This window comes from Streptomyces sp. NPDC047315 (assembly GCF_040643215.1).
In the GTDB taxonomy this organism is placed as follows: domain Bacteria; phylum Actinomycetota; class Actinomycetes; order Streptomycetales; family Streptomycetaceae; genus Streptomyces.
The window spans coordinates 23,851-37,043 of sequence record NZ_JBEYTZ010000048.1 but is presented as its reverse complement, the minus strand read 5'-3'; the positions used below and the strand labels follow the sequence as shown (position 1 = coordinate 37,043).

Here is a 13,193-nt window from a genome sequence, read left to right as displayed (position 1 = left end):
CACAAGGTGGAACCCGCAGCGGCCCGTGGACCATCTTCTCTGGAGAAGAGTCGCTCGGTCGGTACGAGACCGTGAGATCGGACCGGAGGGCACGTGGAAATCTTTCTGATCGGCTTGCTGGTGCTTGTCGTCTTCGGATGTGCATGTGTCGTCTGGTCCAACCGCGGTGGGCCGCCGTGGACCCGGAAGGTGGCTGCGGCGACTCTGATCGCCGGATCGGTCGCTCGCGCACTGTCGAAGTCCACGGGCAAAGGACGAAAGGGAGGCGGCGACGATTGAGGGCCGTCGTTGAAGCGGACCTCCCCACGGAGCGGGAATGAGCGACGGGCCGGTGCGACGCACCGGCCCGTCGGGGTTTGCGAGGTCAGCGGTGCCTGGCGCGCCGCTTGCGGCTGATCAGGACGGCTGCCCCACCTGCACCGAGCAGCAGTGCGACGAGGGCGATCGCCTGGCCGAGGCCGGACGTGCCGGTGTTGGCCAGTCCACCCGGTTTCCGGTCACCGGCCGGTCCCGGGTTGTTGGGAGCCGGGGTCGCCGGCGGCGTGGACGTCGGGGTCGGGGTCGGGGTGGGCTTCGGGGACTCGGATGCGGTCGGCGTGGGCTTCGGCGAGGGCTCCTTCGGGATGTACACGCCGGCGTCGATCGTGTGATCGACCCCGCCCGGTTTGGCCGGTGCGGTGACCGGTGCGTACCCGTTGCACAGCCGGCCGGTGGTCGGCGGGGTCACGTTGGAGTCGTGCACCCGGTCGTTCCCGGTCCGCGGCAGGGTGAACCGCAGGTCGGCGGCGGCCGGCTGGCCCGGGACCTCGCTGGTGTCCGCGGTGCACACGTCGAACTGGACCGTGTACTTCGCGCCCGGCGTCAATTCGTACTCCGCGCCGACCCCGCCGAAGTAGTACTCACCGGCGGCGTCGGTCTTGGTCGTGGCGACCTTCTTGCCGCCGGCGTCCAGGAGGTTGATCGTCGCATCGGGCAGCAGCACGTGCCCGGCGTCCTGGATGCCGTTGCGGTCGCCGTCGAACCACACCACGTTGCCGATCTGGATCGGTGCGTTCGCCGCGGCGTACGCGATGTCGCCGAGGCCGCCGGCCTTGCCGAACCCGTTCTGGTTCGGGCCGACGAACTCGTACGCGTTCTTCACCGGGTCGTTGCCGGGGCCGAGGCCGGTGGCGACGTCGTAGTAGCCGGTTCCGCTGGTGATGACCCGGCCGGTCGGGTCCATCTGGGTGCTGACGACCCACTGCTGCTGCGGGATGTAGGCGACCGACCCGAGGGCGGACTCCTGGTGCGGCCCGGGCTGGGTCGCGGAGCCACCGTTCGGGAAGAAGTCACCCGGGAAGTACTCGACGACGCCCGGCGGCTGGACCCCGTCGACGGTCGGGCTCGTGGCGTGGTCGGGGCAGCTTCCGGTGCCCTCCCACTCGTACCCGCCGGTGGGCTTGGCGCAGGCCATGTTGATGTCGCCGCCGGACATGCCGCTCTGCGGGGTGTCGATGCCCGGCCTCGGGTCCAGTCCGCCCCAGCTCACGACGTCCATGAACCGGTCGCGGAAGCCGAGGATCAGCGAGCCGTTGCGGGTGAAGGCCATGCTCGCCAACGACGGCTGCGGATTGATCATCGCGCCGGTCACCTGGAAGGAGTCCCAGTCGTCCAGGTCGGTGTTCCAGGGGTTCCAGTGGTTGACCTGGTCGCGGCCGGAGTTGCTGGTGAGCACGCTCCCGCGCTCGGCGGTCAGCGGCTGGGACAGCACCGTGCTGAACCGCCGGCCGTCGTAGGTGGCGACGACGGCTTTGAGGTCCGCGCGCTTCTGCGTGCTCTCCGCACTGCACACCCCGCCGACGTACAGGGTGCCGTCGTGGGCGGCGACGCTGAACGGACGCCAGTCCCCGTTCGCCGCGCAGCCCGGGTCGGGGATCGGCACGGTCGCCTTGGGCGCCGAGGCCGTGGGCCTGGTCGCGTCGAAGCTGACCAGGCTGCGGTTGAGCAGGTTCACCGCGTACAGGGTCGAGCCGTCCTCCGACAGGGCCAGGCCGCCGATGCTCTCCTTGCCCGGTGCGTCGGTGAACCCGGCGTCCTTGATCAGGTTGCCGGTGTCGTGTGCCGTCCTCGTGGCGCCCGGCACCTTCGCGAAGAGCTTCGTTGCGCCCCCGCCTTCGGTCGGCACGGTGTAGATCGCGTTACCGCCGGACGGTCCGTACTCGGTGTACCGCCGGGCGAACGCCGACTGGAAGATCTGCTTGCGGTAGCGGTCGTAGGCCAGTCCGTAGGTGGTGCCCACCTGTTCCTGGGTGTTCAGCACCTCCGGGCACGCCTGCGGGGTGGGGCAGTTGCCGCGGGCTTCCGTCCCGAAGGCCACCAGTGCCCGGGTGTCCTTCCCGCCAGCGCCGTTTTGGATCGGTACGAAGTAGCGGGACTCGGGCAGTGCGTAGTCGGCCGGGTTCCAGACCCCGGTGGTCACCGATGCGTCCTTGCCGTCCGAGACGTCCACGAACGAGGTGAAGCTGTCGAAGTGGTTCGGCGCGGTCGAGGCGGGCGCCGCGCGCAGATAGTCGCTGTAGGGCGCCGGGACGGTGACGTCGACCCGGTACCGGCCGCCGACCAGCTTGCTCGACGGCGGCACGATGACCTTTCCGGTGACGTCCGTGACACCGGTGACGTCACGGCCACCGGGGTCGGTGACCGTGACCTTCATGCCCCGCTGCGGCACGTCCATCGTCGAGTTGATCACGCCGGTGCCGAAGAAGTCCCGTAGCACCTCGACGGTCAGCGTGCCGTCGGAGGCAGCGGCGCCGGCCTGCCCGGCGCTGGTCACCATCGCGCCTATGCCGCCTCCCACCAGTAACAGGCCGGACAGTCCCACCCGCACCAGTCCACGTAATGGCATGGCACTCCTCTTACGTCGTCCTACGCCAGCGCCGAACACGGCAAATTCCAGCGGGATCCTACTAGCTGACGACGCATCATGCCGGGGGTTGCGCAGACATTCCCGGCGCCTTCGCGAAGACCTGTTACAGTCGCGCCGCGTGCGGAGCATCAGAACACGCAGCAACGACGTCAAGCGGGGCGCCCCGGGGCGCGGAACAGGTCGCCGCCGGTGGCCCAAGGTCCGCTGGCTGGCAGCCGCCGCCATCGCCATCGCGGCTGCTGCGGCCACCGCCTTCGCCCTCCTCGGCAACAGCGGTGACCCCACCGCCCCGAGGGCGCTGACCTCGGACGAGGTGAACCGGCTGGCGATCTCCCGGTTCCTCAACTACCAGAAGGGTGGCAGGGCGGTGACCATCGCCGTGCCGGGCACCACCGGCGAGCTGACCATCACCGCCTCCATCGACTACCGCACCCACACCGGCTACGGGGTAGTGCGCGGAACCGGCCGCGCCGCGTCCAGCTCCGGGCTGATCCAGTGGACGGCCACCACGGTCCTCGTGCACCCCATGGCGGAACCCCCGGCGCTCGCACCGAAGTCGCCGCCCGCGTCCGGTTGGCACCGGCGTCCGCTGCAGAAGTCCGGCATGTCCCTGGACAGCTCGCTGGCCATCGCGCTCCGCCTCGGCAACGACCGACCGGACAACGCGGCGCTGCTGCCGCAGAACGGCGCCGAGTGGGTCGGGCGGGAGCGGGTGCACGGCCGTCAGACGGACATCATGAACGGGCCGGACGCCGGCGACGAAGCCCGTACGTCACCGACGGTGCGCTACTGGATCGGCTCGGACGGCACCATGCACCGGGTTCGGGCCGGCATCGCCACCGCGCCGCAGCCGGTGGTCATCGACTTCGACACCCACGAGTACGTACCCGTCCAGCCCGTGGGCGGCGCCAAACCGGCGCCGTAGGGGGTGTCCGCGAAGTCCCGCGCGCGTTCCCGCAGACGTCTCACCGCAGCACGCCGCACGGCGCAAGCGCGCCAGCCAAGGCGCGGCACTGCCGCACGGGCCACGCGGGACTTCGCGGACACCCCCTACGGCCTGTCGTTCACGACGTCTGCACCCGTGCACCGGGGGCGAGCAGCGACGGCGACGGCAGCACGACGGCCGCGACGTCCGGGAGCACCGGAGCGTCCGGCACCGCGGTGGCGCCGGCGGTGGCCGCCTGCGGGAACTCCGGCTGCGGCACGGGCGCGGCCACGTCGGTGAACGGAATGCCGGCAGGCGCCGTCGGGCTCCTCCAACTACCCGACGGCGTGGGCGACGTGGCGGGGACCGGGCAGGACGCGGTGTCCGCGATCCCTGCCGGCACGGTCGTCCGAAGCGCGTTCGCCAGCAGGCAGTTGCCCTGTCCTCGGGTGGCGGCGGGGAACGTCCAGCCGACGTCGACGCCGTTGCCGGCGAAGGCGTTCTCCGCGATCCGGTTGCGGTCCGCCGTCAGGTCGGCGGTCGCCGTGATCATGAACCCGACGTTGGTGTTGCCGGTGATCCGATTGCGGACGAACTCGTTCTCGCTGCCGCCGTCGACGCCGATGCCGATGCCCCAGCCGCCGTCGGCCTGCACGGGGGTCAGCTTCTGCTGGTTGTCCGCGATCAGGTTGCCGGCGACGACGGTGTCGCGCTGCGGGAGCAGCTTCTCCTGGTGGTCGGAGTTGACGGTCAGCCCGACGCGATTGCCGACCAGACGGTTGCCGACCACGTACAGCTCACCGCTGGCGTTGGTGTTCTCGTAACCGACCGCGTTGAGTTCGGCGACGTTGTTCCGCACCACGATCCGGCACGGCTTGCACTGGCCGACGTAGATGCCCGAGTCCGCCCCGCCCGATGCGTAGGAGTGCTCGATGACGCCGTTCTGGGCGGAGAACGCGTAGATGCCGTACAGGCCGTTGCGGGTCGCCGTGACGTGCGAGACGAGGAACGACTCCAGGAGGCGGACGGGTTCGTCACCGGTGTCGTATCCGCCGCTCCCCGGCAGGCCGGCGACCGCCGCCGCCGAGCCGGTGACCAGCACCCCGTTCTGTGTGTTCCTCTGCACGGTCAGGTTCTGGACGGCCACCCCGGGGGCGGTGACGACCACCCCGTTCGGCCGCTGCAACTGGCCGTCGATGACGACCTCGCCCCGGGACTCGCCGCGCAGCGTGACACGGGCCGTGTCGATCTTCACCGACTCGTGGTAGACGCCGGGAGCCACCAGCACCAGATCGCCGGGCCGGGCCAGGGACACCGCGTCCGTGATCGTCGGGGCGTCGTCGGGCACCCGGATCGTCACCTGTGCGCCCTCCGGCCGCCGGCCCCTGTCCGATCCGTCGTCGTCGCCACCGCCGCCACCACAGCCGACCACCAGCGACAGCGCGCCCAGGACCGCCGCCGTCACGCGAAGAGCTAATCGAGACATGATCCCAGTCTGGCACGGCGGACAATTCCACGCGGGAATAGGACAGTTGAGCAGTGCGCGGAAGTGCGGGCATGGCACCCTACCCATCATGCACCGCGCCGATCACCATCCGTCACGCCGCGCGTTCCTCGACGTCTCCGGCGTCGCGCTGGCAGCCGGCCTCGTCGCCGGGTGCTCACCGCAACCCGCCCGGTCGGACCGGCCCGACTCCTCCGCGGCAGCCCCGCTCGCGAAGGTCGCGGCGACGGGCCGGCACCAGGCGGGCATCGCGCTTCCCCGATCGGCCCAGCGCAACCTGCTCGCCGTGGTCGCCGACCTCGGCGCGGAGGTGGCGCCCGGCCCGCTGCTGGCAGAACTCGGCGAGGCCGTCCGCGCCCTCACCGCCGGGTCCGACCCGCAGCTGCTGGGTCTGGCCCCCGGCGATCTGACCGTGACCGTCGGCGTGGGTCCACGGCTGGTGCGTACGGCCGGCGCCACGCTGCCCGGCGCGGCCGACCTCCCGCGGTTCTCCCGCGAACGGATCGCCCCGCAGGCGCGCGGCGGCGATCTGCTGCTACAGATCTGCGCCAGCGACGCGCTGCTCCTGCCCGTCGTCGCCGCAGCCCTCCTGGACCGGGCCGGCGACCGCGTCCGCGAACGCTGGCGGCAGTCCGGACGCCGCGGCACGGAAGTGCCCGTCGCCGACGGTCTCACCGCACCCCGCAACCTGCTCGGCTTCATCGACGGCATCGTGGGCCCGCACACGACCGCCGAGCAAGAACGCGACCTGTGGCTGGCCGGCCCTCCTGCGGTCGCCGGCGGAACCCTGGCCGTACTGCGGCGCATGGAACTCGACCTGACGCGGTTCGCCGCCCTGTCCGTCGCCGAGCAGGAGGCGGTCTTCGGCCGTCGCCGGGACAGCGGCGTCCCCCTGTCCGGCGGCACGGTCGCCTCGGGCCCGCAACTCGCCGCCAAGACTCCCGACGGACGCTATCTCGTCCCCGTGGACGCCCACGTGCGGCGGGCGAACCCCACCGCGGTCGGCGTCGGCCACATGCTCCGCCGTTCCTACAGCACCGACGAACCCCTCGGCCTGCTCTTCGTCAGCTTCCAGAACGACCTGCGGACGTTCACGGCCACGCTCACCCGCATGGACGCATCGGACGCGCTACTGCCCTTCACCACCACGACCGCCAGTGCGACCTTCCTGATCCTCCCCGGCTTCGACCAACGGCATCCGCTCGGCTCCCGCCTGTTCGGCTGAGACCGCCGTCACCGTCCCGCCCGTCCCGCCGCGCCCTGTTCGCTGCTGACGACTCGTCGCGTCCCGGCCGGGTGAGGATGGTGGCGCACCCACTGCCACGCATCGGGCGCACGGCCCTGGTGAATGCCGGAGAGCGCCGCCCGCAGGTCCTTCGTCACGGGGCCCTGCTCGCCTCCTCCGATCAGCCAGTCGTGCTCACCGTCGCGCACCCGGCCGACCGGTGTGACGAGTGCCGCCGTGCCGCACGAGAACGTCTCGGTGATGACGCCCGCCACGCACTCCTCCCGCCACTGGTCGACGGAGATCCGCTCCTCGCTGACACCGTGGCCCCGCTCCGCCGCGAGCGTCATGAGGGAGTCGCGCGTCACGCCGGGAAGCAGCGTGCCGGTCAGCGGGGGCGTCACCACGGCGGCGTCCGGTCCGGCCCCCCGGACGAAGAACAGGTTCATGCCCCCCATCTCCTCCACCCAGTGACGCTCCACCGGGTCCAACCACACCACCTGCTGGCAGCCCGCGTCGGCCGCCGCCTGCTGGGCGAGGAAGGCACCCGCGTAGTTCCCGGCGCATTTGGCCTCACCCGTGCCCCCGGGGGCGGCCCGCGCATACTCCCGGCTGACCAGCACGGACACCGGATCCGCGCGGTCGGAGAAGAACCCGCCGGTCACGAACCCGACGAGCAGGAAGGTGTACTCACGGGCCGGGCGCAGCGCCAGGGACGCCTCGCTGGCGAACAGCACCGGCCGCAGATACAGGCTCAGTCGCTCGTCGTCGGTCGGTAGCGCCCCGCCGTCCCGGGCCACGAACGCGTCCACGGCTGCCAGGAAGAGTCCTTCCGGCATTTCGGGCATGGCGAGGCGTCGGGCCGACTGCTGGAAGCGACGTGCATGCGCGTCCGGTCGGAACGTCCCGAGGCTCCCGTCCCTGCGCCGGTAGGTCTTCAGACCCTCGAACACCACCTGGCCGTAGTGGAGTCCTGCGGTAGCAGGGCTGAACGGCAGGGCGCCGAAGCGCTGTACCCGCGGAGGGCTCTCCCAGCCGGTCTCCGCGGTCCAGGTCAGCAACACGACGTGGTCGGTGAACGACTCTCCGAACTCAAGTCTCGCCGTCACGCGAGGCTCCCTCCTCCCGCGTCGACCGGAGCGCTGCGGCACGAGCGATTTCGGTGACGCCGTCGAGATGTGCTTTGAGGTAGAAGTGGCCGCCCGAGAAGGCGATGGCCTGAAACGGCGCTGTCGTGAGTTCGTCCCACGCGCGCAGCTTCGGCCCGGGCGTGTCCGGGTCTTCGGTCCCTCTCAGCGCGGTCACCGGCACGGGTAGCGGCAGTCGATCGACGAACTGGTACGTCTCGCACAGTTCGTAGTCGGCCCGCACCACCGGCAGCAGCAGTTCCAACAGTTCCGGCTGGTCCAGCACCTCACCGGCCGTCCCCTCCAGCGCCTCGATGTGTTGGACCAACTGGGCGTTCGGTAGCCGGTGCACCACCTCGTCTCCGGTCAGCGACGGCAAGTGCGGCGCCGTGCACCCCGAAACCACGAGGTGGACCGGTGGACAGCCGGCCAGTACGAGCTCGTGCGTCAACTCGTACGCGAGCAGGGCGCCCATGCTGTGTCCGAACAGCGCGAACGGCTTGCCGGCCGCCCGCTCCGCCAAGGGCTCGGCGAGTCCCTGCGCGATCGCACTCGCGGAGGTGACCAGCGGCTCGGCGAACCGGGACTCCCGGCCCGGAAGTTGCACGGGCACCACTTCGACATCCGGGCCGACCATTGCCTGCCACCCGCGGTACGCCGAAGCGCCCGCGCCCGCGTGCGGCAGGCAGAACAGCCGCGCCGCGGTGTCCGGTGCCGCCTCCTGCGGCGCGAACCAGCGGGCGTTCACGGGATCCACGCGTTCTCCTTGTTCAGTGGCCGGGGCCGGCCGTTCCCTGGGGGCGCGATGTAGGTGCCTGGCTCAGTGGGCTCCGGCCGGGACCGCGTCGCGCCCGAACAGCCGGATCGACCAGAGGAAGCCGACGACGCCGATGCCGACGCACCAGGCCAGCGCGGCCAGTCCGCTGGTTCCGACCGAGGTACCGGCGAGCAGTTCGCGGATGGTTTCGATGATGGGGGTGAGCGGCTGGTAGCGGGCGATCCACGACACCACGGCGGGCATCGTGTCCGTGGGCACGAACGCGCTGCTGAAGAACGGCAGGAACTGGAAGATCAGGGTGTTGCTGGTGGCCTGCTGGAGCGTCTTGGCCGCCAGGGTGAGCGCCACCACCAGCCACGTCACCGCGAAGCTGAGCAGCGCGACGAGTGCCAGGGCGGCGACCCAGCCGAGGATCCCGCCGCTTGAGCGGTACCCCAGCAGCAGGCACGCCACGACGACCACGAGGACACTGGCCATCGTGCGGATCAGGCTCTCCAGGACGTGTCCGCCGAGGATCGCGGCCCTGGAGATCGACATGGTGCGGAAGCGGCTGACGATGCCCGAGGTCATGTCGGTGCTGACGTTGAACGCCGTGGTGGTGCAGCCGAAGTTGACGGTGATGAGGATCACTCCGGGCGCGGCGAACTCGATGTAGTCCGTGCCCGGCGCGCTCGCTCCCAGCGCGTTGCCGTAGACCCCGACGAACATCAGGAGGACGAAGATCGGCTGGCCGACGTAGACGATCATCATGATCGGGTAGCGCAGCAGATGCTTCAGATTGCGGCGCAGCATCGTCCAGGCATCCGGGACGACGTAGGTCAAGGAGCTCATCGCACGGCCTCCTCGGGGGAGTTGGTGACGGACGTGGCCGTCTTCCCGCTCCCGGTGAGGGCGAAGAACACGTCGTCCAGGTCGGGGGTGTGCATCGACAGGCTGTCGAGTTCGATGTCGTCGCGTTCGAGGCGTTCGAGTACGGCCCGCAGCTCGCCGGGGCTGCCGTCGCTGGGCACGCTGAGGGTCAGCGCGTCCTCGTCGGACGTGGCGCCTTCGAAGCACGCGGCGGCGCGGGCGAGGGCCGCCGCGTCGGCGAACTGGAGTTGGACGTGTCCGCCCGGCACCCGCTGCTTCAGCGACTCCGGCGTGCCCTCCGCGACGATGCGACCGCCGTCGAGCACGGCGACCCGGTCGGCCAGCTCGTCGGCCTCTTCGAGGTACTGCGTGGTGAGGAAGATCGTGACGCCGCCAGCGGTGAGCTCGCGGATGAGCTCCCACATCGAACGGCGGCTGCGCGGGTCGAGGCCCGTGGTCGGCTCGTCGAGGAAGATGACGCGCGGGTCGCCGACCAGCGTCATCGCCAGATCGAGCCGCCTGCGCATGCCCTGTGAGTAGGTCGCGACCGGCTTGGCGGCCGAGTCGACGAGGTCGAACTCCTCCAGCAATCGCTGCACCCGCTCGCGACCCGCCCTCTTGCCGAGGTGCCGGAGGTCCGCCATCAACTGGAGGTTCTCCCGCCCGGTGAGGAGATTGTCCACTGCGGAGAACTGGCCGGTGACGCCGATCGCGGCCCTGGCCGCGTCGCCGTCCACCGCGATGTCGTGTCCGGCGATCACGACCGAACCGGCGTCGGCGGTCAGGAGCGTCGTCAGGATGTTCACCGTCGTCGTCTTCCCGGCACCGTTCGGTCCCAGCATCGCGTACACCGTGCCCTCCTCGACGGTCACGTTGATGCTGTCGAGGACGACGTGATCGCCGAAGGACTTGCACAGCCCGGAGGCGGCGATCGCCGCCTTCGAATGTTCGGTCATGTTGATTCCTCTCCGCGATGCCGTGTTGCGGTTCCGGATCAGATGGCGGCCCGGAAGAAGAAGGTCTTCCGGAAGACGATCTTTCCTTCGCGAACCCGGTAGACGTCGGCGAATTCCTCGCTCAACGGCTGCCCGGTCCGGCTCGTTCCGACGAACCTGCCCCAGCAGGCGACGGTGTCGGTGTCGCTGACGACGTGGTCGACCTGGTGCCGGCCCGAAGCGATGATGCGCTCCCTGCGGTAGAAGTGCTCGACCCTCGGCAGTCCGACGAGCGGCTCGTATCCGGGGCGGCAATAGGTGCATTCGTTTCCGAACACCGTGCCGAGTTCGTTCCAGCGGCATCCGTCGATGACGTCGAAGAGCTCGCCGACGAGCTTCTCAGGGGATTCGTCCGTGGTGTTTGGCGAAGGGCTGACCACCGCTATCCACTCCCCGTCGGGGAATAGGGGTCGAATGCATCACCGGGCCGGGATTCCAACTGGACCCGCGACCCGATTCCCAACTCGTCCACGATCTCCAACAGCACGTCCAGCGCCAGATGGTCCTCCAGGGCGAATCCGGTGGAGTCGAAGACGGTCAGGCGGTCGCGGTTCGCTGCGGCCCGGGCGGCTGACGCGCACAGCTCTCCCAGGCTGGGTCCGATCACTCCCGGCGCCGCGTCGTCCCCGACCAGTTGTTGGCACTCGCCCTCCCGCAGGGCCTGTTCAGGGTGGTCCGGGCAGACGAACGCCGCACGCAGGAGACTTCGGGGCAATTCCGTCTTGCCCACGAGGTCCGAGCCGATCGCGTTGATGTGAAGGTGGCTTCGGTACTCCCCGTGGGGCACCACCGGTGCTTGCCCCACACCGGTCGAGGTCGCCGTGCTGATGATGTCGGCCCGCGCCAGGATGTCCTTCGGCCGGGCGATCGTGACCGGAACGCCCAGGAACGCGGTTCGTGCGGCCAGGCTCGCCGCGTTCTCCGTGCGCACGTCCCACACGAGCACCCGCTCGACGGGGAACCTCCTTGTGAGGGCGTGTAGTTGGGTGACGGACTGAGCGCCGGCGCCGATCAGGCCCACGACCGTGCTGTCCGGTCTGGCCAGCAGCGACGACGCCACCGCCGAGGCCGCTCCGGTGCGTATCGCGGTGAGGACGATGCCGTCCGCGAGCGCGAGCAACCTGCCGGTGACGCAGTCGTACCGGGCCAGGGTGCCCACGATGGTCGGCAGTCGGTGGCGCTGCGGGTTCTCCGGGCTGTAGGCCACCGTCTTGATGGTGATGCCCTGTCCCGACACGAAGTGCGGCATCCACTCCAGCACGCCGGGCACCGGGTCGTGCCGGTCGAATCCACCGCGCGGCGGAGAGAACTCGTGCCCGCCCTGGCCGAGCTCCGTGAGACCCTTGGTCAGGCGCTCGATCACACGGTCCATCAGCACGTCCCGCCCCACCTCGGCCAGCACGCGCTCCACGTCGGCCCGGCCGATCAGCAACGTGTCCATGGTTCCTCCGTTGACTGGCTAGACGACACGACGCGGCGGTCGGGAGAACGGACAGGGCTGCGAGAAGACGTTCAGCCGTTCCTGAACGTCGCGGAAGTTGGCCTGCGTCACCTTCCCGGTCTCGGTGAGCAGCAGCCCGTCCGACGACTCCGGGCCGTCGAGGTACTCCGCCAGCGGCCCGACGGCACTGCTCGGTACCTGGACGCGCTTCTCCAGCTGCGCCACCGGGTCGTTCGACGCCGCGTTGTCCCGCATCTTGCGTACGGTCCGCACCGCGTCCTGTGCGCCGGTCAGCGACTTGGTCTCCGCGCCGCCCAGGTTGTTGCGGGGCAGGTGCAGGTGCATGTCCCGCCAGGAGAAGATGAAGACGTTCAGGCCCATCGCGTGCCGTCGCAGTCGCGGCAGCAGCGGGTGGTCGCCGTCCGCCTCGGCCCGGTCCGCGATCGCCTCGACCAGCTGCTCGTACAACTCGGTGAACAGGTGGAAGCGCAGGCTCACCGAGTGGCTGCCGCTCGTCAGACCCAGGTTCTCCCGGATCTGGTGGTAGTCGTACGTGCTCAGGTTGTCGACGATCGGCGGCAGGCACGCCTCGATCGGGTCGAACAGCTCCTCGGCGCCGTCCAGCACGTCGACCGCGGCGGTGATGTCGCCCGCGCGGGCGCTGCGGATCGCGATCTCGACGCGGTCGTTGATCTCCCGGACAAGCAGCTCGGGGATCTGGTGCAGGGCCCGGAACTGGGTGAAGTAGGTGTTGCCGGTCAGCTGGTGCTCGAAGACCGCCTGCCGGACGTGATCCGACGCGAGCAGCTGATCCGGTGCGAGATGGGGCGCCGGATGCACGGAGGCTCCCAGGTTGGCGCTCCACACCCGCGCGTCGTGGTTCGCTATCCGCGTGCAGTGCAGTACGGCGAAGAACGCGTCGTCGAGGGATCGCTCCGCGATGACCTCGCCCAGGTCGATCTCCGGTTGGTCGGCGAGGTGGGTCAGTGCGCCGTCGAAGCGCCGCAGCACCCCCATGAAGTCGGCGAAGGCCGGGGTGGCGTCGACCGCCCATCGCGGTGCCTCGCCGTCCCAGCCGGCACTGATGCGGCGCGCCGCCAGGCTCAGTCGCACCAGCACGCGATGGAAGCTGCGCACCCAGTGCAGGTCGATCGCGCACGCCGCGATGTCGTGGTCGCGAAGGTGGCCGGCAGCGCGGTCGAGCAGCTGGACCACGTTGTGGAGACCGATCTCGACCGACTGGTAGAGGCCGATGAGCAGAGCGCTCCTGGTGCCCGGGGCGACCGGCATGGCGGCCCGGGCCGCGTCGATGGAATCGAGGCTCTGTAACGCGTGGTAGTGCTCGGCGATCACACCGCGGTGGTTGCGCATCCGCGTACTCCGCTCCCGTTGTTCTGGAGACAAGGCGTCCACCTCACTGTGCAGTTAGACGTGTTCGGCACAT

11 protein-coding genes are annotated in these 13,193 nt (G+C 70.2%); 2 read left to right on the top strand and 9 right to left on the bottom strand.

The window, feature by feature from the left end; genetic code table 11:
- Positions 1-364: 364 nt before the first annotated feature.
- Positions 365-2,884 (bottom strand): SdrD B-like domain-containing protein, encoded by a 2,520-nt coding sequence (locus ABZ842_RS35445; RefSeq protein ID WP_361546726.1) that lies wholly within the window; start codon positions 2,882-2,884, stop codon positions 365-367.
- A gap of 139 nt (positions 2,885-3,023) precedes the next feature.
- Here ABZ842_RS35445 and ABZ842_RS35440 point away from each other — a divergent pair, with 139 nt between their 5' ends.
- A complete protein-coding gene (locus tag ABZ842_RS35440; protein WP_361546723.1) occupies positions 3,024-3,830 on the top strand; it encodes a hypothetical protein in 807 nt (268 codons plus the stop codon).
- Positions 3,831-3,969: 139 nt separating this feature from the next.
- Here ABZ842_RS35440 and ABZ842_RS35435 read toward each other — a convergent pair whose 3' ends face one another.
- Complete coding sequence (locus ABZ842_RS35435; RefSeq protein WP_361546721.1) at positions 3,970-5,316, bottom strand: right-handed parallel beta-helix repeat-containing protein; 1,347 nt, start codon at positions 5,314-5,316, stop codon at positions 3,970-3,972.
- Positions 5,317-5,404: 88 nt separating this feature from the next.
- Between ABZ842_RS35435 and ABZ842_RS35430 the strand changes: the two genes are divergently transcribed.
- Positions 5,405-6,559, top strand: a complete 1,155-nt coding sequence (locus ABZ842_RS35430) for a Dyp-type peroxidase (RefSeq protein ID WP_361546718.1) — start codon at positions 5,405-5,407, stop codon at positions 6,557-6,559.
- Positions 6,560-6,567: 8 nt separating this feature from the next.
- Here the strand turns inward: ABZ842_RS35430 and ABZ842_RS35425 are convergent, their stop codons facing one another.
- The 7 genes from ABZ842_RS35425 to ABZ842_RS35395 form a co-directional block, all read right to left on the bottom strand.
- Complete coding sequence (locus ABZ842_RS35425; RefSeq protein ID WP_361546715.1) at positions 6,568-7,668, bottom strand: branched-chain amino acid aminotransferase; 1,101 nt, start codon at positions 7,666-7,668, stop codon at positions 6,568-6,570.
- Complete coding sequence (locus ABZ842_RS35420; RefSeq protein ID WP_361546712.1) at positions 7,652-8,443, bottom strand: alpha/beta fold hydrolase; 792 nt, start codon at positions 8,441-8,443, stop codon at positions 7,652-7,654. Before ABZ842_RS35420 ends, ABZ842_RS35425 begins: the two co-directional genes overlap by 17 nt.
- A gap of 63 nt (positions 8,444-8,506) precedes the next feature.
- Entirely contained in the window at positions 8,507-9,295 is a 789-nt protein-coding gene (locus tag ABZ842_RS35415) for an ABC transporter permease (RefSeq protein ID WP_361546709.1), read from the bottom strand.
- A complete protein-coding gene (locus tag ABZ842_RS35410) occupies positions 9,292-10,269 on the bottom strand; it encodes an ATP-binding cassette domain-containing protein (protein WP_361546706.1) in 978 nt (325 codons plus the stop codon). Before ABZ842_RS35410 ends, ABZ842_RS35415 begins: the two co-directional genes overlap by 4 nt.
- A 38-nt stretch (positions 10,270-10,307) precedes the next feature.
- The gene (locus ABZ842_RS35405) at positions 10,308-10,688 is read right to left on the bottom strand and encodes a nuclear transport factor 2 family protein (RefSeq protein WP_361546703.1); all 381 of its coding nucleotides are present in this window, start codon (positions 10,686-10,688) and stop codon (positions 10,308-10,310) included.
- 2 nt (positions 10,689-10,690) lie between these two features.
- Positions 10,691-11,749 carry an ornithine cyclodeaminase family protein gene (locus ABZ842_RS35400; protein WP_361546700.1) on the bottom strand — a complete coding sequence of 353 codons (1,059 nt, stop codon included), beginning with the start codon at positions 11,747-11,749 and terminating at the stop codon, positions 10,691-10,693.
- A gap of 18 nt (positions 11,750-11,767) precedes the next feature.
- Positions 11,768-13,120, bottom strand: coding sequence for a hypothetical protein (locus ABZ842_RS35395; RefSeq protein ID WP_361546697.1), 1,353 nt, complete (start codon positions 13,118-13,120; stop codon positions 11,768-11,770).
- Positions 13,121-13,193: the final 73 nt, after the last annotated feature.